The 23800-nt window shown below is 45.7% G+C and carries 21 protein-coding genes; 3 read left to right on the top strand and 18 right to left on the bottom strand.

Features of this window, described 5'->3' with window-relative positions; translation table 11 throughout:
• Positions 1 to 23: 23 nt before the first annotated feature.
• The 7 genes from ACI0FR_RS11760 to ugpB form a co-directional block, all read right to left on the bottom strand.
• Positions 24 to 1085, bottom strand: coding sequence for an ABC transporter ATP-binding protein (locus ACI0FR_RS11760; protein WP_374832691.1), 1062 nt, complete (start codon positions 1083 to 1085; stop codon positions 24 to 26).
• Positions 1082 to 3316, bottom strand: coding sequence for an ABC transporter permease (locus tag ACI0FR_RS11755; protein WP_374832689.1), 2235 nt, complete (start codon positions 3314 to 3316; stop codon positions 1082 to 1084). Before ACI0FR_RS11755 ends, ACI0FR_RS11760 begins: the two co-directional genes overlap by 4 nt.
• An 81-nt stretch (positions 3317 to 3397) precedes the next feature.
• Positions 3398 to 4423 (bottom strand): ABC transporter substrate-binding protein, encoded by a 1026-nt coding sequence (locus ACI0FR_RS11750; RefSeq protein ID WP_374832687.1) that lies wholly within the window; start codon positions 4421 to 4423, stop codon positions 3398 to 3400.
• 254 nt (positions 4424 to 4677) lie between these two features.
• Positions 4678 to 5739, bottom strand: coding sequence for a sn-glycerol-3-phosphate import ATP-binding protein UgpC (locus tag ACI0FR_RS11745; protein ID WP_404907637.1), 1062 nt, complete (start codon positions 5737 to 5739; stop codon positions 4678 to 4680).
• Positions 5739 to 6587 (bottom strand): sn-glycerol-3-phosphate ABC transporter permease UgpE, encoded by an 849-nt coding sequence (gene ugpE / locus ACI0FR_RS11740; RefSeq protein WP_374832683.1) that lies wholly within the window; start codon positions 6585 to 6587, stop codon positions 5739 to 5741. The genes ACI0FR_RS11745 and ugpE overlap by 1 nt, the downstream gene beginning before the upstream one ends.
• Before the next feature lie 15 nt (positions 6588 to 6602).
• Complete coding sequence (gene ugpA / locus ACI0FR_RS11735) at positions 6603 to 7484, bottom strand: sn-glycerol-3-phosphate ABC transporter permease UgpA (RefSeq protein ID WP_374832681.1); 882 nt, start codon at positions 7482 to 7484, stop codon at positions 6603 to 6605.
• 73 nt (positions 7485 to 7557) lie between these two features.
• The gene (gene ugpB / locus ACI0FR_RS11730) at positions 7558 to 8862 is read right to left on the bottom strand and encodes a sn-glycerol-3-phosphate ABC transporter substrate-binding protein UgpB (RefSeq protein ID WP_374832679.1); all 1305 of its coding nucleotides are present in this window, start codon (positions 8860 to 8862) and stop codon (positions 7558 to 7560) included.
• 666 nt (positions 8863 to 9528) lie between these two features.
• Here ugpB and ACI0FR_RS11725 point away from each other — a divergent pair.
• Positions 9529 to 9984: an ABZJ_00895 family protein gene (locus ACI0FR_RS11725; protein WP_374832677.1), complete on the top strand. Its 456-nt coding sequence runs from the start codon at positions 9529 to 9531 to the stop codon at positions 9982 to 9984.
• 111 nt (positions 9985 to 10095) lie between these two features.
• Here the strand turns inward: ACI0FR_RS11725 and ACI0FR_RS11720 are convergent, their stop codons facing one another.
• The 6 genes from ACI0FR_RS11720 to ACI0FR_RS11695 all read right to left on the bottom strand — a co-directional run bounded on the left by ACI0FR_RS11720 (position 10096) and on the right by ACI0FR_RS11695 (position 15175).
• Entirely contained in the window at positions 10096 to 11073 is a 978-nt protein-coding gene (locus tag ACI0FR_RS11720) for a 2-hydroxyacid dehydrogenase (RefSeq protein ID WP_404907635.1), read from the bottom strand.
• 83 nt (positions 11074 to 11156) lie between these two features.
• On the bottom strand, positions 11157 to 11939 hold the full coding sequence (locus ACI0FR_RS11715) for a maleate cis-trans isomerase family protein (RefSeq protein WP_404907633.1): 783 nt from the start codon (positions 11937 to 11939) through the stop codon (positions 11157 to 11159).
• A gap of 57 nt (positions 11940 to 11996) precedes the next feature.
• Entirely contained in the window at positions 11997 to 12794 is a 798-nt protein-coding gene (locus tag ACI0FR_RS11710) for an amino acid ABC transporter ATP-binding protein (protein WP_374832671.1), read from the bottom strand.
• A gap of 44 nt (positions 12795 to 12838) precedes the next feature.
• Entirely contained in the window at positions 12839 to 13537 is a 699-nt protein-coding gene (locus tag ACI0FR_RS11705) for an ABC transporter permease (RefSeq protein ID WP_374832669.1), read from the bottom strand.
• A gap of 5 nt (positions 13538 to 13542) precedes the next feature.
• Positions 13543 to 14238 carry an ABC transporter permease gene (locus ACI0FR_RS11700; protein ID WP_374832667.1) on the bottom strand — a complete coding sequence of 232 codons (696 nt, stop codon included), beginning with the start codon at positions 14236 to 14238 and terminating at the stop codon, positions 13543 to 13545.
• Between the two features lie 136 nt (positions 14239 to 14374).
• Entirely contained in the window at positions 14375 to 15175 is an 801-nt protein-coding gene (locus ACI0FR_RS11695) for a transporter substrate-binding domain-containing protein (RefSeq protein ID WP_374832665.1), read from the bottom strand.
• Between the two features lie 319 nt (positions 15176 to 15494).
• Between ACI0FR_RS11695 and ACI0FR_RS11690 the strand changes: the two genes are divergently transcribed.
• Positions 15495 to 16439 carry a LysR family transcriptional regulator gene (locus ACI0FR_RS11690; protein ID WP_374832663.1) on the top strand — a complete coding sequence of 315 codons (945 nt, stop codon included), beginning with the start codon at positions 15495 to 15497 and terminating at the stop codon, positions 16437 to 16439.
• 70 nt (positions 16440 to 16509) lie between these two features.
• Here the strand turns inward: ACI0FR_RS11690 and repC are convergent, their stop codons facing one another.
• The 5 genes from repC to ACI0FR_RS11665 form a co-directional block, all read right to left on the bottom strand.
• A complete protein-coding gene (gene repC / locus ACI0FR_RS11685; RefSeq protein ID WP_404907630.1) occupies positions 16510 to 17709 on the bottom strand; it encodes a plasmid replication protein RepC in 1200 nt (399 codons plus the stop codon).
• A 167-nt stretch (positions 17710 to 17876) separates the two neighbouring features.
• Entirely contained in the window at positions 17877 to 18899 is a 1023-nt protein-coding gene (gene repB, locus ACI0FR_RS11680; RefSeq protein ID WP_404907628.1) for a plasmid partitioning protein RepB, read from the bottom strand.
• A gap of 3 nt (positions 18900 to 18902) precedes the next feature.
• Positions 18903 to 20108 (bottom strand): plasmid partitioning protein RepA, encoded by a 1206-nt coding sequence (gene repA, locus ACI0FR_RS11675; RefSeq protein ID WP_374832657.1) that lies wholly within the window; start codon positions 20106 to 20108, stop codon positions 18903 to 18905.
• Between the two features lie 407 nt (positions 20109 to 20515).
• Positions 20516 to 22135, bottom strand: coding sequence for an AMP-binding protein (locus tag ACI0FR_RS11670; protein WP_404907626.1), 1620 nt, complete (start codon positions 22133 to 22135; stop codon positions 20516 to 20518).
• A 65-nt stretch (positions 22136 to 22200) separates the two neighbouring features.
• Positions 22201 to 22578 carry a MarR family winged helix-turn-helix transcriptional regulator gene (locus ACI0FR_RS11665; RefSeq protein WP_404909769.1) on the bottom strand — a complete coding sequence of 126 codons (378 nt, stop codon included), beginning with the start codon at positions 22576 to 22578 and terminating at the stop codon, positions 22201 to 22203.
• A 348-nt stretch (positions 22579 to 22926) separates the two neighbouring features.
• Here ACI0FR_RS11665 and ACI0FR_RS11660 point away from each other — a divergent pair, with 348 nt between their 5' ends.
• Positions 22927 to 23772: an alpha/beta hydrolase gene (locus tag ACI0FR_RS11660; RefSeq protein ID WP_404907622.1), complete on the top strand. Its 846-nt coding sequence runs from the start codon at positions 22927 to 22929 to the stop codon at positions 23770 to 23772.
• Positions 23773 to 23800 lie beyond the last annotated feature (28 nt).

Genomic DNA, 23800 nt, shown 5'->3' with positions numbered 1-23800 from the left:
ATTCCCCTTTCGAACCAATGATTTTAATGATGGATAAGCGCCAATCCGCGCCCTTTCAAATGCACGGAAACAGACGTATTGCGCGGCAATGGCTCTTCGGCTTCCGTATCCACGACAAATAATTTGCCGTGTTCGGTTTCCACCTCATATTCGATATGGTCACCCAAATAAGCTGAATGAATAATACTGCCCATCAAATCGCCTTGCGTTGCCGGTTGCAGCCCCACAGAATTTGGCCGCACCGCTAATTGTGCTTTACCTAAACTGGCATGTTTGCTTGGCAACCTATGAGCCAAATCACCAATATGCACTGTAGCGATACCATTTTCATAACAGCTGACTTCACAGGGCAACACATTGGCCTCCCCCATGAAGTCCGCAATGAAGGCAGAAGCCGGCGCTTCATAAAGATCGCGCGGCGAGCCTTGTTGCGCAATATTGCCATCTTTCATCACAATGATCGTATCTGAAACCGCCAGTGCTTCATCCTGATCATGAGTCACATAAACGGCAGTGAAGCCAAGTCGCTGCTGAAGTTCGCGAATTTCAGTGCGTACCCGACGCCTCAACCTCGCATCCAGATTGGAAAGCGGCTCATCAAGCAACAAAACCTGAGGTTCCAGCACCAAAGCACGAGCAACCGCCACACGCTGCTGTTGCCCGCCGGAAAGCTCTGCCGGCAGCCGGTGCCCCATACCGGCCAAGCCGACCAAAGCCAGCCCCTCCTCTGCTTTTTCTCGTGCTTCCGCCTTTTTCAAGCCTGATGACAACAAACCATATGCAACATTATCCAATGATGTCATATGCGGAAATAAAGCATAAGACTGGAAAACCATCGATACATCCCGCTCATTGGCAGGCAGATTGGTGACATCTTTATCGCCGATCAGCACCCGCCCCGCGGTTGGATGCTCCAACCCTGCCAACAGGCGCAAAGTGGTGGTTTTACCGCAGCCCGATGGACCCAAAAGCGTCACCAACGTGCCCGGTTCCACTGTCATGGACAAATCCGGCAGCGCGGTGAAATCACCAAACTTTTTGGTGACATTCTGAAAACGGACAGATCCTGCTTTAATCATAGTCATACAGCACTCTCCTGTTGCTGTGAGGCTTTGGTGACGGCTTTACTAACGGAAGCAATGCGGTTTTCACGCCGCAACTGGCGCTGCCCGACCAGCAGCTGGAACGTTGTTATCACCACCAGCATCACGACGATAAGCATCGAGGAATAAGCAATAGCCACGCCAAATTCACCGTTTTCCACCAGACCGACAATATAAGATGTAGCCATATTATATTGGGCGCTGACGAGGAAAATTACCGCGCTGATCGAGGTGATCGCCCGCACAAAGGAATAAACCAATGACGCAGTAATGGCAGGGCGTAACAGCGGCAGAATAACCTTGCGCAAAGTACGCAGACTATCGGCACGAAGCGTCAGCGACGCCTCATCAAGGCTGCGGTCAAGCTGGCTCATTGCAGCAATACCACCACGAACCCCCACCGGCATGTTGCGGAAGACAAAACAGGCAATCAGCACCAAAGCGGTTCCGGTCATCTCCAACGGCGGCAGGTTGAAAGCCATAATATAGCTGACACCAATAACCGTACCCGGAATGGCAAAGCTCAACATTAGCGCAAATTCAAACACGCCACGCCCGTAAAATTTCTGCCGTACGATCAAATAGGCCGTGAGCATTCCAACCGCTGCGGTCAAAGGCGCGGAAATCAGCGAAATTTCCATGGTCGTCCAGAAGGAGTTCCACGCAACACCCGTCCATGCAATGCCATCTTCGGTAAACGCGACCGAAAAAGCACGGCGATAATGATCAATTGTCAGCGTATTATCGAGCCCCCATGTGGTGACAAAACCACCGACAATAATCATGCCATAGACCACAAGCGTGAATATCCCCCATGGAATGACCAGCGCATAAACACCTATTTCGAGAGATTTCGGCAACGCCGCATGCATGCCGGAATCGCCCTTGCCAGTGACGGTCGCGAAATTTTTGCCCGACAACCACATCCGCTGAATGAGAAAGGCGCTCAGCGTAAAAAATAACAACACAATTGCCAGCACAGCCGCGCGTGACGGGTCTGTTTGCGAACCGACCACAGCAAAGAAAATTTCCGTTGAAAGCACCCCGTGACTGCCGCCCAACACCATCGGATTGCCAAAATCAGCCATGCTTTCAATAAAACTGATCAGAAAGGCATTAGCGATACCTGGTGCCATCAATGGCAAAGACACATGCTTAAATGTGCGCCAACGATCAGCGCGCAAAGTTTGCGACGCTTCTTCCATTGAAGGCGAAACACCTTCCACCACACCAATCAGCACTAGAAATGATATCGGCGTAAAAGAAAGAACCTGTGCAATCCAGATACCGGTAGTGCCATATAACCAGCGCCCCGGTTCAATGCCGAGAAATGAAGATACCGCCTGTGTGGCAACACCGGCACGGCCAAAAAGCAAAGTCAGCGCCAAGCCGATAACAAATGGTGGCGTGATAATCGGTAAAATTGTTAAAAGGCGCAGACCTTTTTTATAAGGAAAATTGGTGCGCGTGGCGAGCAATGCAAAAGCCAATCCCAGCACAGTGGAACCGCTCGCCGTCATCAGTGCCAACCATAAAGTGCGCCATGCCACCCCACAGCGGGTGCCATCAATTACACAGCCCAAACTCCAGATCGACGGATCTTGAATGTTGCGTATAAAACCATCGGGGTTGAAAGAACCGTCAAAATCCTGCACCGAGCCTGAAAACATGCTGAACAGCGGAAAGAAGACAAAAACCACCACCAAAACCGACAGCATTGAGATGGAAGCTAAAATAAAAGCATCCCCTTTCAGCACGCCGCGTTCAGCCATACTGAAGGCAAATATTAAAACAAAACAAATACCTGCAATGACCGCACCGGCACCAAATGCTGGTTGCCCATCCGGCAACATGCCAAAGAGATTTTCAATAAATAACCAATTCCAGCCGCCAAAACCAATCGCCAGACCTTGGAACGCCAGATATAAAAAGCCGAGCACACTCAAAAGCGTCAATAAATAACTGCGTTTTTGTGGTGCCGCCAATAAACGTACAGCGCCACATAGCAGCATCAGCAAAACAATACCCCAAAGCCAGAAGCGGTTATAAGCCAGCAATTGCATCATGCCGGAACCGTGATCCTGATTGCTCAAAGAATCCGACACCCACTTCAAACTAAAGAAGCCGCCCTCAACGCGATACCAAGGCAGCAGGATAAAACTGGCCAAAAATATGCCCAGCACAATATCCAGTCTACGGTTTTGCTGTTTCATCACATGCCCCGCTTTCTGATTGAATGAAATGGCTGACCGCAGGCCTTTTAAAAAAGCTGCGGTCAGATATTTACTCTTTCATCAGTTGGCGTTGGCGCCGATTTCACGATCCCAGCGCTCTAAGATTTGTTTGCGCTTTTCCGGATCGCCATAGGTTTTGAAGTCGTAATCAATCAACTTGATATCTTCAAAACGCGGGGATTCTTTAGGTACTTCAGCATTTTTATTAGAAGGAAGCTGGAATGATTTTGCATCCTTCATTGTAGACTGTACGTCCGCTTTCAGCGCCCAGTCATACCATTTCTTGGCGTTTTCGAGATTGCGCGCACCTTTAATGATCGACATTGAGCCTATTTCATAGCCAGTACCTTCACACGGACCCACACTCACAATCGGGAAGCCTTCCGCTGTCATTGAAACCGCATCATGCATGAAAACGATACCAACAGCGTTTTCACCGCGCGCCGCCGATTTAACCGGTGCTGAACCTGACTTGGTATATTGTGAAATATTAGCATTAAGCTTCTTCATATAATCAAAAGCTTCCTCTTCACCCATAATCTGCACAAGTGTTGCAAGTGCGGTATAGGCAGTGCCTGACGAATTTGGATTTGCCATCTGGATTTCGCCTTTAAAACCTGCATCGAGCAAATCTGCCCAGCATTTTGGCGGTTGCAGATTTTTCTTGGCCAGCAAATCACTATTATAGCCCCAGCCAAGCGCACCGGCATAAACACCCACGGTGCGATAGTCTGCACTTTCTGCCTGTTTCACCGCCCAATCATTGAGCTCTTCAAGCATTGGCGATTTATATTCCAGTGTCAGCCCTTCAGAGGCTGCCTGCATATGCGGATCACCTGTCCCTGCCCACCAAATATCAGTTTTAGGGTTGCGCGCCTCAGCCCGCACTTTTGCGTAGGTTTCACCCGATGAAAGACGAACCATATTCACCTGAATATTGGTTTCTTTCTCAAACATGTTTTTCATCTGCTCACAAATGACCACATCGGCGGAACAGATAAGATTGAGATTACCTTCTGCTTGCGCAGAATACGCAAACATTGAGGCTCCGGCTGCTAAAGTCGCAACAAAAAGAGTTGAACGCATGAAATCCTCCCATTTATACGGCGCCTCCACGCCGCTCGCTTTTAATGCGAAGAGTAAATAGTTGGACTAAATCTTGCCTCTGTCAACAGAGACGAAAGAATAATTCCATATTTAACAAAAAATAATTCAAAAATTCTAATTTATAAAAAACAACAAATCAGAAAGACTGGCGGAACAAACATTCCGCCAGCTAAAATTCATGTATAATTATTTTTTCAGTCAGCTTTGTTCAAACCAAGCTGACCATTTGTTTTTTAGAGATTAATCCGCTTTCCGGCCTGATCAAACAGATGAATATTTTCAGCCTCGGCGCCGATATGAAGCAGGTCACCGACATTGATACGGCTGCGTCCTGCAACTCGGAAAATAAAGCTCACATCATCATTTAAATGGCTGTGAATATAGCTTTCTGCGCCTACCAATTCGATCGCATCCACATGAACCTGCGCTTTAAATGCAGGTTTGCTGTCTGCATCGACAATCACCACATCTTCAGGACGAACTCCGATTGTATGGATTTTGCTTAAGAGGTCAGCACCAGCGCCCAAATTCAACGCAAAATTACTGTTACCAACCTGATCAAGCGCCAACAAATTCATTGATGGTGAACCAATAAAGGTTGCCACAAAGGTCGTAGCAGGCTTTTCATAAAGCTCAATCGGTGTGCCGACTTGTTCAATATGCCCGCCATTCAAGACCACCAGCCTGTCGGCAAGCGTCATGGCCTCCATCTGGTCATGGGTCACATAAACGCTTGTGGTCGCCAATGCGCGTTGCAATCGTTTGATTTCCACCCGCATCTGCACGCGCAATTTCGCATCCAGATTGGAAAGCGGCTCGTCAAACAAAAATGCTGCCGGTTCACGCACAATCGCACGTCCCATAGCCACGCGCTGGCGCTGACCGCCAGATAGCTGGCGCGGTTTGCGATCAAGAAAATCATGAATTTCCAGCGATTTTGATGTCGCTTCAATGCGGCGTTCAATCTCGGCTTTCGGGGTTTTGCGGTTTTTAAGACCATAGGCCAAATTTTCGCGCACCGTCATATGCGGATAAAGCGCATAATTTTGGAATACCATCGCAATATCACGCTCGGATGGTTCAATATCATTGACCACACGATCACGGATAGAAATTGTGCCCGATGTGATGCTTTCAAGGCCTGCGATCATGCGCAAAAGCGTCGATTTCCCGCAACCGGAAGGCCCGACCAACACCAGAAATTCGCCGTCATCAATGGTCAGAGAAACACCTTTGATAACATCATTTTTGCCATCATAGGATTTGCGAACATTATCGAGAATAATTTTACTCATTATTTTTCCGTTTCAACCAGACCTTTGACGAACCAACGCTGCATCAGCACCACCACGAGGATGGGCGGCAGGATCGCCAGAATTGCTGTAACCATGACGTAATTCCATGGTGTGGAAGCATCGGCAAAATCGACCATACGTCGCAAACCGATAATAATTGTATTCATTTTCGCATCATTGGTGACAAGAAGCGGCCACAAATATTGCGTCCAGCCATAGATAAACAAGATCACAAAAAGCGCTGCAATATTTGTCTTTGAAAGCGGCAGCAAAATATCACGTATGAAGCGCCAAGGGCCTGCATTATCGATGCGCGCAGCCTCCACCAACTCACCCGGAATGGTCAGGAAAAACTGGCGAAACAGGAATGTCGCAGTCGCTGAGGCAATCAAGGGAAGCGTCAAACCGGCATAGGTATCAATCATTCCAAGATCGACGATCACCTTGTAAGTCGGCAAAATGCGCACTTCCACCGGCAGCATCAGGGTGACGAAAATCATCCAGAAAAACACCATCCGGAAGCGGAACCGGAAGAACACAATTGCAAAGGCCGACAAAAACGACACGATAATTTTGCCGACAGCAATCACCATGGAAACAACAAATGTGTTCCACAACAAGCGTTCTAGGCTCACACCAACAACGCGTTCCACCCCACCAAAAATCGCCGATTTATAATTTTCCACCAGATGGTCACCCGGCAGCAATGACATCGGTGCGCGAATGATTTCGATCGAACTCATCGATGACGCGATGAAGGTGTAATAAATCGGAAAAGCGACGATAATCACCCCAAGGATCAGGATAAAATGCCCAATCAAACTGGATAGCGGACGTTTTTCAATCATAACAGCCGCCCTCCTCTAAGAATAATGCACGCGCTTCTCAATGAAGCGGAACTGAATTGCGGTTAAAGCGATGACGATAATCATCAAGATTACCGATTGTGCAGCCGATGTACCCAGGCTCAAATTAACGAAACCATCGTTATAGACCTTATAAACCAACGTTTCGGTGGCCTTGGCAGGTCCGCCACCCGTGACAGAGTGGATAATGCCAAACGTGTCAAAGAATGCGTAAACGATGTTGACTACCATCAAGAAGAAAGTGGTTGGAGCCAGAAGCGGAAAAACAATCGTCCAGAAACGTCGAGCTCCCCTCGCCCCATCAATAGCAGCGGCTTCGATCAATGACTTCGGAATAGCCTGTAGGCCCGCCACAAAGAACAGGAAATTATAACTGATCTGTTTCCACGCTGCCGCAACAACGATCAAACCCATTGCTTGATCACCATTCAAAAGCGGATCCCAATAAACGCCGTTTTTACGCAGCAAATAGGCAAGTGTCCCCATAGCCGGATTAAACATGAACAGCCAAAGCATACCGGCCACCGCCGGTGCAACAGCATAAGGCCAGATCAACAATGTACGGTAGAAAGTCTGCCCCTTCACTACCTTATCAACGGCTGTCGCCAGCAAAAGTGCAACGCCCATAGCCAACAAAGTTGTCAAAACGTTGAAAACAATCGTTATTTTAAAAGAATGCAGATAATTTGGATCAGAAAGTACCGTTTGGAAATTAGCTAGGCCTACAAAAGCACTGCGCAAGCCAAAGGGATCTTCACGCATCAACGATTGGTAAATCGCCTGACTGGCGGGCCAGAAGAAGAAAATAACAGTTAAAATAATTTGCGGTGCCACCAGCACATAGGGCAGAACCTTATTGGGAAAGGTAACTTTCTGCACGATCTCTCCTTTAAACAAGACTGCCGCCAGTTTTTTTTAAGAACAGGCGGCAGAAGCTCAAAGATGATGCATTTTAGCGAATTGCTTCCGCAATTGCTGCATCACCACGCTTAACCGCTTTATCCAAAGCTGTCTGCGCATCCTGATTACCGGCGAGCATAGCTTCAAACTCTTCGTTCATGATGTCACGAACCTGCGGCAGGTTTACCAGACGAACACCTTTAGAGTTTTCTGTCGGCTCACGACCCATCATCTGCAGGATGGGTGTTTCGCGGCCAGGATTCTTTTCATAGAAACCGGAATCCTTGGTTGCCTTATAGGCTTCCATGGTCACTGGCAGATAACCGGAAACTTCATGTAGTTTTTGCTGAATCTTTGTCTGTGAGAGGAAATTGAAGAACTCGGCAACACCCTTATACTGGTCGTCGCTCAGGCCTGCAAAAACCCAAAGACTTGCACCGCCAGGAATGGTGTTCTGCGGGCCGTGACCTTCATAATAAGGCAGCTGGCCGATACCATAATTGATGCCCGACTTGATCACATCACCCAGGCCGCCGGATGATTCAGTCATAATAGCGCATTCACCGGAGAGGAACAGGTTTTTAGCTTCCGAGGTGCGACCGCCGTAACGGAACACGCCTTCTTTGGCCAGATCAGCAATAGACTGGAAGTGGCTCACAAACGGCTCTTTGTTAAATGCAAGCTTCACATCATTGCCGGCAAGACCGTTTTCATTGCTGCCGTAGGAGACATTGTTCCATGCGGCTAAGTTTTCGGTCTGGATCCATGTCAGCCAAGTGGAGGTGAAACCACAATCCGATGCACCGCTGGATTTAATTTTTCTGGCAGCTTCAAAAACTTCCGGCCATGTCTTTGGCGGATTTTCTGCATCAAGGCCGGCCTTTGTAAAAGCATCTTTATTGTAATAAAGAACCGGAGAAGACGAGTTGTAAGGGAAGGACAGCATAGTACCGTCCGGTTTGGAGTAATAAGCGGTGATACCGGAAAGGTAAGCGGATTTGTCGAATTTATAGCCGCCCTTTTCCAATGCTTCGGCCACAGGCATCACAGCACCTTCGGCCGCCATCATCACACCGCTACCAGCATCGAATACCTGCAAAATTGCTGGCGGCTGCTTGGCGCGGAATGCGGCAACACCAGCATTCAATGCTTCCGGATAGCTGCCTTTATAAACAGGAGCGACTTTATATTCGCTTTGGCTCTCATTGAACTCTTTGGCCAATTCATTGACCACTTCGTTATTGGCTCCGGCCATTGCGTGCCACCAAGCCAATTCGGTTTGTGCCAGGACAGGTGCGGTCAGTGCAAGTCCCAGAAGTCCGGTGAGAATTGTCGTTGTCATCAAACGGGTATGCATATCTTCCCTCCAAAAGGTCAGTTGGCGATCACTAAAAAGCTCTACAAACAGAGCGAAACTCATGCACGTGAATAACACCAATCAATATGAGTCACTGGCCGGATTACACGAACACTGACTGCTTCATTATCTCCTCATTACGAAAGCTATACGAATTCATACGAAAAAAAGCGAAAAAACAATAGGCAATTATACCAATAGATGTTGAAAGTGAGAAATCACAAATGCTGCACGCAAACGATAATACAAAAATATTCATTAAAAATAATAACTTATGTGAAACTCAGTGCAATTCATCCAATCGTCATTTTTAAATAAATTTTATGTATTTTTTTAGGAATCAGATATTTTCGTTCATAAAATGAAAAAGAAAATGCGTAACCATTTGTTTGCTCGCTATAAATGACGTGACCGTCTCTTTTGAGCTGATCGTGAATTGCGCATCATTTTTAACACCATTATATCCCGCAAATTGATCTGGTCGATATTGTCAAACTAGCAGGGAAACGACAATTATCATGATAAATGCAATTAGTTTTTGCTCGTCTGCTCAAACAAGAATGCATAAAAAGCTTTCGAGCACTATTTAAAACCAAAATTTCGCCATTGCCCCACAATGGCATTCATATTCAAAATCACAGATCAAAGTTTAATACCGAGGTATCCATGTCTTCTTCCGAAGCCCGTCCCGCTTCCGCCACATTTCTGGTTGGAGTTTATGCAGCCATTTTTGCACTGATGGCTATTGTGTATCTGGCAATCAATTATTTCTTCCAGCTCGAAATGGCCACAATAGGCTTTGTCATTACTGCTGCCGCTGCAATGACAATGGCACGCAACTGGGTAATGCGCGAACAGACGGCACCTGCGAGTGCACGCATATGGAAAATCTCTGTTCTGTGCGTCATTGTTACCATAATTTTCTTTGCAGCCATCGGGGGATTGGGCGTAGCAACCAATCAACACTTAATGCGTGAAATTGAATATAATGGCCCGATGCTGATTGCCGGTGTGGCAGGCATTTTATTTTTAATCAGCCTTTTTATTATCCGTATTAGTTTGTGGATCGGCATCAAACAAGCCATCAAACAAGTAAATGCTGCCAAGCTAAAAGCACAGTAATCTATCCATTGACGAAACATCCCGTCCCTAAAAAACACTCCTGACAAAAGTGCGGTTCGTCGGGAGCGTTCTTTTTTTGAGGACGGAGGGAAAATCATTGGAACAATCAGATTAATAACCTTTGGCGAAGTTGATCTGATGTTTCGGCATTTCACCGCGATTGATACGTCGAATATTTTCAACCACATCAAGCGCTGCTGTTTCGGGCACGGTAATGCTGGCTAAATGCGGTGTAATCAGCACATTTTCCATCACCCAAAACGGGTGATCTTCAGGCAATGGTTCCACACAAAAAGCATCCAGTGTAGCACCTGCTATATGCCCGCTTTGAAGCGCTTGCAAAAGCGCATTTTCATCAATGACAGCACCGCGCGAAGCATTGATGAAATGACAGCCGAATGGAAGATTTTTGAAAAATTCTTCTCCCAGCAAACCGGTTGTTTCAGGTGTTAACGGCAACATATTGACGCAAATATCGAGATCATTGGTAAACTGATCAAATTCGTCGCGCGCAAAGACCTTAACGCCTTCAATGGTTTTCGGATAAGCATCCCAACCGCGTACATCAAAACTCAAGGCGCTCAATGCCGCGGCAACGGAACCACCAAGTTGTCCAAGACCGATGACACCGACTTTAATCCGGTGCAGCGGGCGCGGATGAATATAAGTCCAGCTTTTGGCGCGTTTTGCCGCTTCAAAACTTGGAATGTCGCGTGCATAACGCAACACTGCAAACAGTACATAGCTTTTCATCAATTGCACCATGCCGCTATCCGACAATCGCGCAATCGGCACTTGCGGCAAATCTGTGCGCTGCAACAATGCATCCACACCCGCGCCAAGATTAATCACCAGCGACAGATTGTTAAATTCCTTGAAAAAACCGTCATAGGGCTTCCATGCCAGAATATATTTAACCTCTGCCGGATCACCGACATCCGGATAAACTCGGAAGTCAAGCTCCGGCAATTCAGCCTTGATAACTTCTTTCCACTCGTCCGGACTGTCAAAGTCACTATAAAATAGCAATGCGCCAATGTTATTGTCGGAATTTGTTGCGCTTTCGCTCAGGCGTTCAGCATTTGCCATTATAACTCACCTTCAAAGTAAGCATCATCGTGACGTCACACACAACTATGTGACGTTGTTGAAAATTTGAGAATTTTGATCGTTTAAACGGTGATAACCGGTTTGCTCATCAATGAACCATAGCCCGGTTTACTGCCCTCTTTTGTCACCAAACCGCTACTGTGCCAGAAAGATGCCTGAATGGCCGAAATAACCGGCTTGCCCAAAGCTGTTTCCAGCGCTTCAATTGCCCCGACACTGCGAAAATTGGTGCAGCTGATAAAAATCGCTGTCGCATCGTCATGATCCACTTCGCGCACCAACCGGTAAACTTCTTCCAATGGCACCTCTGCTAAAGCCTGATCGGTATCAATGCGCAAGTTTTTATGTGAAACCACCTGATGGCCGTTTTCTTCCAAAAAACGTATAGCGCGGGCATGAACTTCATCAACATAAGGAGTTGCAAGTGCGACAGGCCCTGCATTAACTGCTTTTAACGCGGCAAGCGTTGCCGTTGAAGCAGTGGTAATTTTAATGTCCGGCGCCCATAATTTCATCTTTGCAATCAGCCCATGATCATAGGCTGTGCCATGCAAAAACGAGGCACTTGTGCCACCAAAACACAAAACATCAATCGGAGCGGAAGCAAGAAGACGCGCTGCCTGCTCCAATTCGGGCGCATTCATCATCGCTTCAATGCCTTCAACCGTTACTTTCGGCAGTTTGATGCGCGTTGTATGGATTGATACACCTTCAGCCGCCATTGCAGCCATTTCTGCATCCATCACGATACTGGAAGCCATATAAATCAGACCAATTCTGGCTTTATATCCATCGCCATCCGGCATGAAGCGGATATTTTCCGATATTTCAGCTATCGCAGACATTAAAATGCACTCCCATAAATCAGTATTTAATGTAACGGCTAAGCATTGGCCGCTTTTTTAATGAAGTATCTGAGACAGAAAATGCTTTAAGCGCGCACTCTCCGGATTGGCGAAGAAACGATCTGTTGGTGCCTGTTCAACAATTTCGCCGTTTTCCATAAACACACAATGATCAGCAACATTCCGGGCAAAACCCAATTCATGGGTCACACAAACCATCGTGATACCGGTTTCCGCCAGTTGCTCCATAATTTTCAAAACTGAGCCCACCGATTCGGGATCAAGCGCTGACGTTGGTTCATCAAACAGTAAAATCGGTGGTTTTAAACAAAGCGCTCTGGCGATTGCCACACGTTGTTGTTGCCCACCCGATAATGCTGCCGGATATTTATCGGCCTGTGCAGCGATATTCACTTCTGCCAGTTTTTCCATGGCAAGCTCGATTGCATGATTTTTCTGCATTTTTTGTGCCAAACGCAGTGCAAAGGTGCAATTTTGCAAAACCGTCAAATGCGGAAACAGATTAAAGCTTTGAAACACCATGCCGAGTTGCGAGCGCACGGCCTGCACAGATTTTGTATCATGTTTCAACTCTATACCATTTACGGTAATGGTTCCGGAATTATGCTTTTCCAGATGATTAACGGTACGGATCAAAGTTGATTTCCCCGAGCCTGAAGGCCCGCATAGAACAACAATATCGCCGGATTTAATGCTTAAGGTGATATTTTTGAGCGCATGAAACAAACCATAATATTTATTCACGTCACGCATATCGATCACAACAGACTGATTTGACAATGTTTCATTCGTCAATCCAGCTTCAAAATCAGGATCCTTGATTGATCGACGCATGCTGAACTCCTCAGATTTAATATGTTGCATGACGATCTCCTGCATCATGAGTTGATATGTGCAATCAAATGACGATTGAGGTTTTTATCGACAGTGCTGAACAATAACCGCACCATATTGGTCAGGCACCAATAGATCGCAGCAGCCGTCAAAAGCGGCGTAAACGGATCATAGGTATAATCAAAGATCGAGTTAGCAGCAGCCGTCAGATCCACGATGGTAATCGCACTTAACGCAGCAGTACTTTTGATCATAATCAGAATTTCATTCTGATAAGCACGCAAAGAATAGCGGATGGCCAATGGTAATCTCAAACGAAAGAAAGTCTGGCGCTCAGAAAGTCCCAGTACGGCTGAGGCTTCGGTCAAACCTTTAGGAACAACCGCCAGTCCCCCACGAACAATCTCGGTCATATAGGCCGAATGGGTCAAGGTCAGCCCCATCAAAGCGCAGAGATAGGCTTGCGAGAAAATCGTCCAGAGCCATGTATCGCGGATGACCGAGAATTGCGGTAGACCGCTATAGATCATGTAAAGAACAACAAGGCTTGGGACACCACGGAAAAAATTGACGTAAACTGCAATAAAGCCTGAGCCTTTGCGATTTTCGACACGGATAACCGCCAGATAAACGGCTAAAATCGCGCCTAGAATCAGTACCGGAATAAGCACGGACAGCGTTCGGGCAGTGGCGGTCAGCAAAAACGGCAGGCTATTCCAGGCAAGAACGGGATCAAAATACATGACCTTTAATCCTTCCCGTAAACGGCTGCACCGCGATCGGACCAATGCTGCATATGTTTGGAAACATAATAGGTCAGACTGGTCATCAGCAGGAAAAACAGCGATGCTATTAGATAAAAGACAAAAGGTTCCTTGGTGACACCAGAGGCAAGCTTGGCATAAGCCATGATCTCTTTAAGCCCGATTAGCGAGATTAAGGCTGTATCTTTCAGCACCACAATCCACATATTGGTCAAAGCAGGCAGTGCAATGCGGATCACTTGCGGCACAATGATTAAGGGTACAAAAAAACGCTTGCTGACTTGCAAAACTTCAGCTGCTTCAAACTGGCCTTTGGGCACGTTGCGAATGGCCGAACGCAACAAATCCGCAATATAAGCGCCATAAACCATACCGAGCGCCAAAATCGCGGCGATAAACGGCGTCAGGTCAATCCGTATTTCCGCCCCAAACAAGCCGGTTATAGCGGCAATGATGTCGGAGCCGGCATAATAAAAGAAAAAAGCGACCAGAAGTGAAGGAACACCGGTAAAAATCGAGGCATAGATAATCCAGAATGCCCCAAAAACAGTTTTCTGTTTCAAGGTCAAAACAGAAGCCACCGCACCAATCGTCAATGCCATTACAAAAGCACAAACAGCCACTTGCAGCGACACCATCGCGCCGGTGAGCATTTGCTGGCTGAAACCTAAAATCTGCATAAAGCAATCCTTTTCAGGCCTTCATCAGTTACATGGAATGAATATTGTTAAAGACGGCAAAAGGTAATCTGCCTCAGGAGGCTTATGACGCAGCTGCCATCTTTAAACATTTACCTGATATAAAAAACATCAGGTTTTAACGGCACGCAGCCTCTTCCGGCAGCAATTCAACCGGCATAAATTTTTTGCGAATTTCCGTGAAGGTGCAATCTTTGATGATTTCATCAAGCGTTGCATTGACCCGGTCAAGCAGTTCCTGACTGTCTTTGCGTGCCAGCCAACTTGAGCCCTTCTCTCCTCCGCCAGTCCACAGATCGCCGCCGGCAAATTTCCAATTCTCACCTTCCGGTTTACTTAAAAACTCATTTGTCCAGCTGATTTTAGGCCCCAAACTTAAATCCAGACGTCCGCTGGCAAGATCAAGGCGGATTTGATCGGGATTGTCGAATGAAACAATTTCAACCGCATCGCCGAATGTTTCCTGCACATATTTGGCTTGTGCGGAACCGCGCTGTAACCCGATTTTAAGGCCTTTCAAGCCTTCTTTGGTAAATTGATAATCTTTGTCTTTCGGGATAACATAGCTATCGGGATTAAAAAGGATTGGACGGCCAAATAAAACCTTGTCGACACGTTCAGGTAATGGTTTGGTTTGGCTGGCAACTAAATCAAGCTTCTTTTGCAGGATTGCCGGAATGAGCGCTTTGAAGTCCATAACGACGAATTCGCATTCAACATTCATGCGCTTGCACATTTCACGCGCCAGTTCCGGCTCGACACCTGTGAGCCTGCCGCTTGCGTCAACCATACTGAAAGGAGGATAAGCCCCCTCATTGCCCAAGACCAGTTTTTCTTGTGCATTGGCTGCATAAGTTGTGCATCCAAGCCCGAAAGCGATCAAATAGGGCATAAACCGTTTTGATAGAGTATGAGACACTTATATTTCCTCCCCGAAATATGATGATCAGCTTTTTATGAAGATCAAAAAGTGTATTAAATACAATATGTTATATTTATTTTATTAGCTTTTAAAAAGCCGTTCCCTGTTTTTTACTCTTTATGCCGGTCGGATAATTTTTATCTTCAAAAATTTCATTTCCAGACCTGAAAGCCATCATGAAAGAATTCATTGCATTTGTAAAATATTTTTAAACTTTCTTTTACATAGTTTTTTCCTATGCAATTTTTCACTTTCATCATAAGAAATTATAGGCTTCACTAGTGTGCAATCAAATAATAACAACGGTATTTGCACCATGCTGCTTTCTTTGCGAAGCTTACAATATATTGTCACAGCTGCTGATGCCCTCAGCATTACAGAGGCCGCAAAACATTTGAATGTTTCACAGCCTTCTATTTCAGCAGCAATCTCTCAGGCCGAACAGCAAATTGGTATGGAGATATTTTTGCGTCATCACGCCAAAGGTATTTCTTTAACTGTGGCAGGCCGCAAATTTGTAAATGAAGCGCGTCAATTATTAAAACATGCTTATGATTTTAATTTAAGCACACAAAGTCTGTCGCATGAATTAGCTGGCGAAATAACAGTTGGTTGCTTTCTAACGCTTGCTACACGGTTTATGCCAAGCCTGTTGGCGGATTTCAGCAAGCTTTATCCCGGTATTAATGTACGGATGGAAGAAGGAAATCAGCAGGAACTGACCGAAGGGCTTTTGGCTGGTGAAATCGAAATTGCAATTGCTTATACCTATGCCCTACCCGATGAGATCAATTCCAGTCCTTTGACTAGATTGCCACCTTATATTGTTGTATCTGAAAATCATCCACTGGCTTATCGTGACAAAGTCAGCATCTACGAATTTCAATATGAACCGCTTATTCTGCTGGATCTGCCACTCTCGCGCGATTATTTTTTGCGCCTTTTTCACAGCTGCCAGATAGAACCGAAAATCATTTATCGCTCAAGTTCTTATGAACTCATTCGCGGGCTTGTTGGTCACGGGCATGGTTATACAATCCATAATGCAATTCCAGGTACAAGCTATGCTTATGACGGCAGCAGAACTGTCGTTTTGGCAATAGAAGAAGCACTGCCAACTGCTGATGTCACCTGTCTTACATTAAAGCGGCATAATACACGTCCTGCGGTGCAAATTTTTGCGCGCTACGTACAAGAACAATTTTCTCAAACCGGCATCTTCTCTCCTAAAAATCTCTATGCCTCTGCAAAAAAGATGTAAAATCAATAGGTTCACAAGTTGTTCATGTGCAACTTATGTTCGATTATGTCTTATTAAAGCGTCAGGTGTTTTAGTTTATATGATCTTTTTGTTTTTCATTTCTAAGCAAACTCATGAGCATAGGACCGATAGAAAAATTTGTCGTTGCCGCTTTATTGGTCAAGTTTCGTAAATATCCGCCAGCAGATTGAATTTGATCAATACGTTGCAACATACAAGCAATGATAATTGCTGTATTTTGTTCACCAAAGACGGATATTGCATCTGAAAAAGCTGATTGGCTGATGCCTAAATAGCCTTTGACCTGTCTCGTAATAGCAATAAAACTATTCCAATGCTTAATTTCACAAGCAGAATAAGCGTTAATGTCAGGGCAAGCACGTAAAATAAGATCTAGCGGATAGTTTTGTACAATTTGTTTCTTGAATTGAACTGGAGTTGGTTCAATTGTTGCATTATTTTCTGCTTCAAATTTTATTATAGATTCAGATTCAGAACTCTTATGCTGCCGCTCAGTTTGGGCTTCATTGCCGCTCAGTTTTACTGATTTTATCTGTAAATTCAGTGTATTATCGATTTCTTCCCGCAAAGCGTCCATCTGCTTGACAATTTGCGCTAAACAAGCGGTTTTAGCACGACGTGGGATGGTGCTGATAATATCGCGAAATTTATTATAGATTGCTCCCCACGGGCCGTTAAGAGCACTTTGTTCAGCCATTTCGATAAGTTTGGTGATGTCACGACGTTGGAGCGTTAAACGCTCACGCATGAGGCGATTTTCTGCCTGATGTGCACGAATAGTTTTTGCAGCTTCTTCAATTTCGGTAGCGCGCGCAAGCAAAGGTGCAAGTGAGAAACCATAGGCACTGGCTATCTCGCCCTTATTATCTTTATGAGCATAGCGTTTGCCGTTTGGACTATCTTTGCGAATAATTAAACCACATTCCAACAGGCTGGCTAAATGACGGCGTAATGTTGCATCTGCCATGCCATGAGCACGCAGCGATAATTGACAGTTGGATGGAAAGACAATGAGGCTGTTGTCCGTGCTCAATTCGTTGGATGGATAAAACGACAATAAAGCATTAAGCACAGCAAGGGTGCGATCCCCTATTTTGAATAATGACTTACCTTCACAGAGCCAGCGATAAAGTTTCCACTTATCAATAGCTGTATTTTCAGTGATTCGATGTGTTTGCTTTTGTGTAGAAAAAAGAGCAAACGACATCGGCCGAGCACCAAATGGTGTCGATGCAAGATTAGAATCCATGTTTTCCTCACCTAAAATCAGGCAAAAGAAATCAGGCCGCCAAAAAGACGCTCAAAAAGCTTGACAGTGATTCGGGGAAGTGCGATTCTCAAGTTACCACACACGAGAAGGGCTTCCACGACGGCGACGTTAAGGGGGCCTTTTTCTTTTGCTGTTTATGTCTCCTGTTAATCTGACATTTTCGTTGCACGATATTCATCAAAAAGCGCATCCATACGCTCTTCAACAAAACTCGCAAAATCATCTGCTGCCTTACGGTCAAAGGTAAAGGTTACCTTTGTATTTGTTTCCGTAATTTTCAGCGGTTTAATACCTGTTGGAGAAGTCCATACGCGAGTGAGCTTTTCCTGTGGTTTTGTTGTTTTTAAAGTTTCGTAAAGACGAGTAAAACGGTCATCACTGCGCAACAAAATGAAATCTTGCTGTTCAATCAACTGTTTTGCTTTGTTGAAGCGTGGTTTTTCATTCAATAAATCGGCAAGTTCGGCCCATCTTTGGCGGCCAAAGGACGGAGCTGCACCAATTGCTTTGATAAATTCGGCCGGTAAACGCTCAACCAGTGAAATCATGCGTGAAAGGGCTGCTTTATCAACGCCAAGCGATGACATGATGATGTCACGCGAAAAACCGCGTTGTTCGAGTTGCCAGCTGAAAAAGCAACGCTCAATGAAGCTTAAATCAGTACGGGCATTGTTTTCCTGCCCCTGACTGACAACGAGCTGATCATCACTGAGATCGCGTACAACAGCTTTAATTTTACCGCCGATTGTTTTAATGGCGGATAAGCGTCGATGGCCATATGCAACCTGATAAAAGCCTGGCTTCTCAGGGTGTGGACGTACCAAAATAGGCACTTGCTGCCCATGTTCTTTGATTTGGTCGATCAAAGCCTGCTGATCTTCCAGTTCAACGCCTAAACGATCAACAACGAAGGAACTTTCCAGTAATTCCGGATCAAGCTCAACGATTGTCTGGCCTTCGGCAAGTTGTTTTTCAATTTCATCCGCACGGTTGGCGCGCACATTCATATTTTCCAATGATTGTGAAATCGCACCGACAGGGCTGGATGGCTTGATGTTTTCACCAAGTCCCATCAAAGGTCGTCCTAATGGACGTGTTCTTTGTTCAACCGGCTCATTGGCTTCGGTTGGTTGGGTTACTTTGACATCAAACAGGTTTTTGCGTGCCATGGATTACTTGCGCCCCCATGTTTTACGGATCATTTCTTCAATCTCTCCATTAACCAGTGTCAGAGATTCAAGCGCGCGGTCATAAGTACCACGCGTAAATTGTGCGCGGTCAACCTCATAAAGCGTTTGCTTTGTCAGGCCGGCATCGGAAATTGCAGTTGATTTGACCATCGCATGCTCCAATACACGATTACCGAAGATAGAACGCATGAAACCGGCCATTTGGCTTTGCGGACCATCATTGGGTTCAAAGCGCGTGATCAGATAGCGCATCCAATCATATTCAGTATTGCCCCCTGCCCGCTCAACAACATTGAGGAGATCGGAAGTCATATGCAAAAACTGCGACATGGACATCACATCAAGCATTTGCGGATGAACGGTAATCAAAACAGATGTAGCCGCGCATAAAGCTGACAAGGTCAAAAAGCCAAGTTGAGGCGGACAGTCAATAATGATGACATCATAAACACTTTCAATTTCTGCCAGACATTCACCAATACGGGAGAAGAACATTGTCTCTTGTTGACGGTCGGCTAGAATTTTAGGCGTTTCATGCTCAAATTCCATCAATTCCAGATTACCCGGAATGATATGCAATCCGGGTGTATAGGTGGAACGAACGATCTCAGTGATGTGGCGGCGATGCTTGTCATAGCGGATAGCCGCATAAATTGTTTCATTGTGGTCAACATCGATTTCAGGCTGATGACCGAACATAGCTGATAAGCTGGCTTGCGGATCAAGATCAATCGCCAGCACACGATAACCGCGTAAAGCCAAATATTGTGCTAGATGCGCGGTGCTGGTTGTTTTCGCACTGCCACCCTTGAAATTCATTACAGAGATGATCTGCAGCTTTTCGCCATCACGACGATGACGGATATATTTAGGCGAGCTCTTACCCGAGCCCTCATCTAAAACGCGGCGCAACTCTTCGATGTCGTAAATGGAATACATGCGCCGACCATTGGGCAATGGTTCAGGCCCGTGACCTTCAGCAACGATCTGACGCAAATAGCCCTCATGAATGCCGATGAATTCGGCAGCTTCATGCGGTGTAAACAGACGGATGCTTTTTTGTGCTGTCGGGGGAAATGTTCTCAACTGATGCGCTTGTAACTGCCGCGATAATTCAGCGGCATCAGCAGCAATCAAAGAACGCAGACTTTCGCCAACCGGACGTTCTGTTTCATTGTTGATAGACATACCCACCTCGTTGATCAGCGCTTTTTTCCGAAATGGATTAATATAAGCGCTGATTATTATGACCCGATTCTAATCAGAGAGCAATCACTCATTAAGAGATTGCTTACCATACCGATACCAGCCAAAGAACGCTAAACTAGAAGCCGTGGTGAACGGAGAATGACACGTTATCTACCAAGAATCAAACAGTTACAAGGATTTTTATAGATATGATTTTTTTGATAATTGTTTGTCCGCTGGTTGCACGGCAACCCTTTATCGAAAGATGCGGCCCCATGAGTAATTATGTCTGCGTAACAAATGGTGACACCGGACTGACAATTTTAAATTACATTTGCAATTCTGTTGTACGCGTACAACCACCATCGTTGATAGTTGTTCGCGTACAACAATTTCATTTTCAATTATTATTGCACGGATTTTAAGAGATAACGTTGGATTTTTCCGGTTGGCGTTTTCGGGAGGCTTTCTACAAATATTATTCGCCGTGGGTATTTATAAGGAGCAATGAGTTGTTTGACATGCTCTTGAAGGCACTTGATCATAGCCTCGGATTGTTGAGAATCTTTTTGTAAAACGACGTAAGCTTGAACACGCTGTCCGCGTTCCTCATCGTCAGCGCCAATAACAGCGCATTCGCTAACGTCCGGATGTGCGAGCAGGGCAGCCTCCACTTCAGGACCTGCAATATTATATCCGGCGGAGATAATCATATCATCATTACGGGCTGCGAAATGGAAATAACCGGCATCGTCTTGATAGAATGCATCGCCGGTGAGGTTCCATCCATCGCAAACATAATCAAGTTGGCGCTTATCAGCTAAATAGCGACAGCCAGTGGGGCCGCGCACCGCAAGGCGGCCGATTGTATTGCGTGGAACTTCCTGCATTTTGTCATTAACAATTTTTGCTTCATAACCGCTAACGGGTTTGCCCGTAGAAGCCGGGCTTGAATCGTCCAAGCGGTTACTAATAAAAATATGGAGCATTTCGGTGGCACCAATGCCATCGAGCAATGGTTTGCCAGTTGCCTTTATCCATGCATCATAAATAGGGGCTGGTAAGGTCTCACCAGCAGCAACTGCAACACGCAATGACGACAGATCGGCACCTTCTTCCATAGCTTGCAGCATGACACGATAGGCTGTAGGCGCGGTAAAGCTGATTGTAGCTTTATAGGCCTCGATCAATTTGACCATATTTGGCGGGCTTGCTTGCTCTAACAAGGCGGCTGTCGCGCCAAAGCGGAGTGGGAAAATCGCCAATCCACCTAAGCCGAATGTAAAAGCGAGGGGAGGCGAACCAACAAATATGTCTTCCGGCTGAACATTGAGCACTTCTTTGGCATAGCCATCGGCAATCATTAACAAATCACGATGGAAATGCATAGTCGCTTTTGGTTCACCGGTCGTTCCGGATGTGAAACCAAGTAATGCAACGTCATCACGCCCTGTTTTGACCGCTTCAAATTGAACGGGTTTATCCAGTGCGGCATGATCCAATTCTGCATCATGGTTTGCTGAGCCGTCAAAGGCGACAACACGTTTGAGATAAGTGCTGTTCTGAGCGCAAAGGAGCATATCATCCATCAGGCGTCTATCGCAAAGCGCCAGTGTAACCTCTGCTTTATTGACAATTTTTGTTAGTTCACCAGCGCGCAACATTGGCATAGTGTTAATAACAACAGCACCGGCTTTAGTGGCAGCGAGCCAGCATGCCACCATGGCAGGATTATTGGATGAACGGATGAGAACACGATTGCCTGGTACGAGCCCGTAATCATTAACCAAAACATGGGCTATGCGGTTGGTCCAATCAGATAATTCTTTATAAGTGCGGCGCCTGCCATTGCCGATAAGGGCTGTTTTATCACCGAAACCTTTAGCAACCATCGCATCTGTTAATTCGACGCCCGCATTGAGGTAATCCGGATATTGAAAGTTGTACATGTGCAACTCAGGCCATTCCTGAAAAGGCGGCAAATTATTGCGTGAAAATTCATCAATATGCGCGGAAGGACCAAGCATGTTTATTCCCCTGCTATGCATTATATTTGTTATTAGAATCAAATAATAAGCAGGCTGCGGGAGGATCAGCCTTCAGTAAAACCACGGGAGTGGTCAATTTTATCCATTATTGTTAAAAGTGTAGCGCTTTGCTCAGGTTCGATAACCTTTAAAACATCATCAATCCACTTTTCATGCGCAGCAGCCAATGTTTCAAAGGAAGTTCTGCCAGCTTTGGTTAAACGTACGATAGTCGCACGTTTATCGCCAGAAACTGTTTCTCGGGTGACGGAACCATCGGCAACCAGTCGTTCAATAATGCCTGTTACATTGCCGTTTGAAACTCGTAAAGCGGCGGAAAGTTCAGACATGCGCAAGCCGTCATCGAAGCGATAAAGAGCCGACATGACATCAAACCGTGGCAAAGTTGTATCGAATTCATCACGAAGCTTTTCGCGAATCATAGTTTCAATATGCTTGGTTGTTTTTAAAACTTTAAGCCAAACGCGTAAGTTTTGCTTTGAAGTCAAACGGTTAGCACTTGCTATTTTTAATGTTGAAACCTTGCTATCTGGCATTAGAGACGTTCATCCGGTCTAGGTTTCATTTTTATATAAGACATTGTTTCCTCCCAAAAACGGATATCTTATTTACTTCTCTATCCTGACACCAAACAAAATAATTTCAAGCTTGAAACTTCAAGCTTGAAATTATTTTCATCTTGTGACGACAATAGTGCAGTTGCCAGATATATTCATCTTAAAGAGAAACCGGCAGCATAATTCAACTGAACACACAAGGAGGTGCGAAGTTTGAATGATATCGCAAAGATCGATTGGGATCTGGCGTATTCCAATGTTTTGGCAGTCACTAATTCGGCTGATTATCCGCCGCTGTGGCAGCAAAAATCGCTTAAATTTCGTGAGAAAGCATTAAGCGAAGGACGTTTGAACTCTGATATTGTTTATGGGAATTTGCCTCGCAATAAATACGATCTGTTTTATCCGATTGCTGAAAGAGATCAGCAAAATAAAGGCTTGGTCGTTTATGTTCACGGCGGATATTGGATGAAACTTGATAAATCCTGCTCGTCATATTTGGCGGCAGGTGCTCTTGCGCATGGTTTTGCGGTAGCCGTAATTTCTTACACTCTGTGCCCTGATGTGGGGATTGGAGATATTGTTAATGAGGCGGCTCGTGCGATCGAACATGCCGGTGCTAAAATAGACGGGCCAATTTATCTGACCGGCCATTCCGCTGGTGGTCAGATTGTCAGCCGCATGAGCACTAAAACTTCTCCGCTTGATGCTAAAATCATGCAGCGTATCAAGCATACGGTTTCGATTTCAGGTTTAAGTGACCTGCGGCCACTGATAAAAACGGAAATGAATGATGTTTTGCGGCTTGATGATCAACAAGCCTATGCTCAAAGCCCCGCTTTGCTGGAACCTGTCAAAGATATCAAGCTGACAGCATGGGTTGGTGGGGCAGAACTGCCTGAATTCATCCGGCAAAGTGCTTTACATGCCAATATCTGGAGCGGATTTGATTGCGAGACAAGTTTTGTTAAGGAAGCCGATAAGCACCACTTAAATATAATAGACGGTTTAAGTGATCCGGAGCATATTTTGACAAAAACGCTTCTGGAAATTGCCTGAATTTATGCTAGCAAATTAATAACGAACT

It is taken from the genome of Paenochrobactrum sp. BZR 201-1 (assembly GCF_044987585.2).
Taxonomy (GTDB): domain Bacteria; phylum Pseudomonadota; class Alphaproteobacteria; order Rhizobiales; family Rhizobiaceae; genus Paenochrobactrum; species Paenochrobactrum pullorum.
The sequence above is the reverse complement of the archived record's forward strand: the minus strand, read 5'-3'. Positions and strand labels throughout refer to the sequence as shown.